At 66.9% G+C, this 2,546-nt stretch carries 3 protein-coding genes; 1 reads left to right on the top strand and 2 read right to left on the bottom strand.

All coding sequences use genetic code 11. From position 1 onward, the window contains the following. Positions 1 to 30 precede the first annotated feature (30 nt). A complete protein-coding gene (locus tag ACYPXD_RS09575; protein ID WP_459711415.1) occupies positions 31 to 576 on the top strand; it encodes a WcaF family extracellular polysaccharide biosynthesis acetyltransferase in 546 nt (181 codons plus the stop codon). 13 nt (positions 577 to 589) lie between these two features. Here ACYPXD_RS09575 and ACYPXD_RS09570 read toward each other — a convergent pair whose 3' ends face one another. Further along, positions 590 to 1,150, bottom strand: a complete 561-nt coding sequence (locus ACYPXD_RS09570; protein WP_459710186.1) for a hypothetical protein — start codon at positions 1,148 to 1,150, stop codon at positions 590 to 592. A 4-nt stretch (positions 1,151 to 1,154) separates the two neighbouring features. Next, positions 1,155 to 2,423, bottom strand: a complete 1,269-nt coding sequence (locus tag ACYPXD_RS09565) for a glycosyltransferase (RefSeq protein WP_459710184.1) — start codon at positions 2,421 to 2,423, stop codon at positions 1,155 to 1,157. Positions 2,424 to 2,546 lie beyond the last annotated feature (123 nt).

Below are 2,546 nucleotides of genomic sequence, written 5' to 3'. Positions count from 1 at the left end.
GTCGATGCGGCCACGGAACCCGGCCGCTATCTGAACCTCTCCCTGTTCAAGGTGCCGGCCGGCTTTCGCGGCCGGCCGGGCTGGTATGTGCAGCTCTGGTGGATCGTGCAGGCGTTGCTGTTCCGTCCGTCGCCGCAGATCGCTTACGGCTGGCGGCGCATGCTGCTGCGTTGCTTCGGCGCGCGGGTCGGCGTCGGCGCGATTATCCGGCCGACGGTCAGCGTCACGTACCCGTGGAAGGTCACGATCGGCGATTACGCATGGATCGGCGACGACGTCACGCTGTATTCTCTCGGGCCGATCGATATCGGCGCGCATTCGGTCGTTTCGCAGAAGTCGTATATCTGCGCGGGCGACCACGACTACGAAACCGTCGACTTTGCGATTCGCGGACGGCCAGTGCGGATCGGCACGCAGGTCTGGATCGCGTCGGATGTGTTCGTCGCGCCTGGCGTGACGATCGAAGATGGCGTCGTCGTGGGCGCGCGCAGCACGGTGGTGCGCTCGTTGCAAAAAGGGTTTGTCTACGTGGGCAACCCCGCGCGCGCGGTGAAACCGCGCAACGCCAGCGTGTGAACTTCGCTCGCCTTCATCGAGGGTCGGTTGCGCCGAACTTGTAGTTGTCGGTCGGCGCGGTGTCAGCGCGCGATTTATAGATCGAATTCGCGTTGCGTCCCGTCTCGTCGGCGCCGTAGTTATAGTCGTACATGCTGTGCGACGGCGTGTCCGCCGTCGCTTCGCTGGCGGGTTTGAGCTTCAACTTCGGCGCCTTGTTGCCGGACGATCCCAAGCGCGAAGCCGACGAGCCGGTCGCGTTGCCCCCCGCGCCGCCGGAGCCCATTGCCGGGCCGCGTGAACCATGCTGTCCGAAGCCGCCGCTCAAGCTGTTGCCGAGGCCGCCGGCCGACGAACCGAAGCCGCGCCCCTGCGAGGACATGCCCGCGCCGCCGCCCGATGAACCGGTGCGCGGCGATGCGGATAGCCCCCCTACGCCATTCATTCCGCTCTTGTGATTCTGATTGCCGCCCAGGGCGCTTTGTGCGTTCGCACGCGCGGGCGCGAGCGGCGCGAGCGTGGCGACGATCATCATGCAGGCGAAGCAGGCAACCGATGGCGTGACCACGGTGGTTCGGCGGATTATCGCGTTCATAGGGTTAGCGCTTCCGTGAAGAGGATGCGAGGCTCACGCTGCCCACCAGCCGGCGCGCCGCCGTCTCGATACGGAAATGACGCTGGTAGCACGCGAGCGCGGTATCGCGCATGGCTGCGCGCGTGCTGGCCGTCGTCGTCGCACCGAGCGCCCAGCGTCGCAGCGCGTCGGCCACGCTTTCACGCGTATCGTCGCAGACCCAGCCGCCACCCGACGCTTCGATTTCTCGCCAGATGTTGACCTTGTTCGTGATGATGACGGGCGTGCGCGAAGCCAGCGCTTCGACGACCGCGATGCCGAAGTTCTCCTGGTGCGACGGCAGCACGAACACCTCGGCCGTGCGCAGCGCGCTCCACTTGAGTTCGCCGGCGAGCATGCCGGTCCAGACAATGCGTTCGGCGACGCCGCGCGCGGCGGCCTGGCGCTTCAACCGCTCGAGCAGGGCGGGTTCGCCCGGACCCGCGATCACAAGGCACAGGTCGGGGTCATGGGCCGCGACGTCGGCGAAGGCGTCGATCAGCAGGTCGCAACCTTTCTTTTCGTGGATGCGCGAGAGGAACAGCAACACGCGTTTGTCGCGCACCGCGGGAAACGCGTTGCTGAATGCTTGCGCGGGGATATCGTCGTCGTCGGGCACCGCGTCGATGCCGAAGCCGTTAACCGCGAGCCGGTGCCGATCATTGAGAAACGGCCGGCGCGCGAGCTCGAGCTCGGTCTCGCAGGTGAACAGCACGCGTTCGGCGCGATTGAACACCCACTGTTCGAGCAGGGCCCAGTAGATGCGTTTCTTCAGATGCTTTTTCGGGTAAGTGTGCTGGAACCACGGGTCGAGCATGCCGTGCGGGAACACGAACAGCGGCGTGCGCGAGCCGACTACGCCCGACCACGCGGCGACGCTGTGGAATTGCCAGATGCCGTGCACGACGAATGCATCGAAGCGCGCGCGGTTGGCGCGCAGCCAGCGCACGAGCGGCACACTCAAGCCATAGAAGCCGCGGCCGGGCCCGACGCGATGCACCGGCGCGTCGACGCGATCGAAAGCGGGACCGTCGGGGGCATCGAGCGTCACGACCTCGCTCGCGCAGCCGAGCGGCGTCATATGCCGGACCAGCTGCACGACCGCTTCGGCGACGCCTCCCATGCGCGGATCGAGCGACGGCAGGATATGCAGCACGCGCAGCGGGAGGCGGCTTGCGGCCGACGCAACCGCGAGCGCGGGCGCGGACGGGGACGCCAACGCGTCATGCGAGGCTGGCGAATCGACTGGATTCACAGATAGAACTCCTTGGGCCGCGGCGCGCCGCCGATCCGATGCCGGACGATCTGTTCGAAATACGAGGCGCCAGCGCGCGCGGTCAAGCGTTCGCGGGCCCATTTCATGCGAAGACGACGCGAG

This window comes from Paraburkholderia sp. 2C, assembly GCF_054589215.1.
The sequence above is the reverse complement of the archived record's forward strand: the minus strand, read 5'-3'. Positions and strand labels throughout refer to the sequence as shown.

Coding starts and splice junctions, on each gene's coding strand:
- ACYPXD_RS09570 (WP_459710186.1), bottom strand. CDS start 1,150: ATGAACGCGATAATCCGCCGAACCACCGTGGTCACGCCATCGGTTGCC.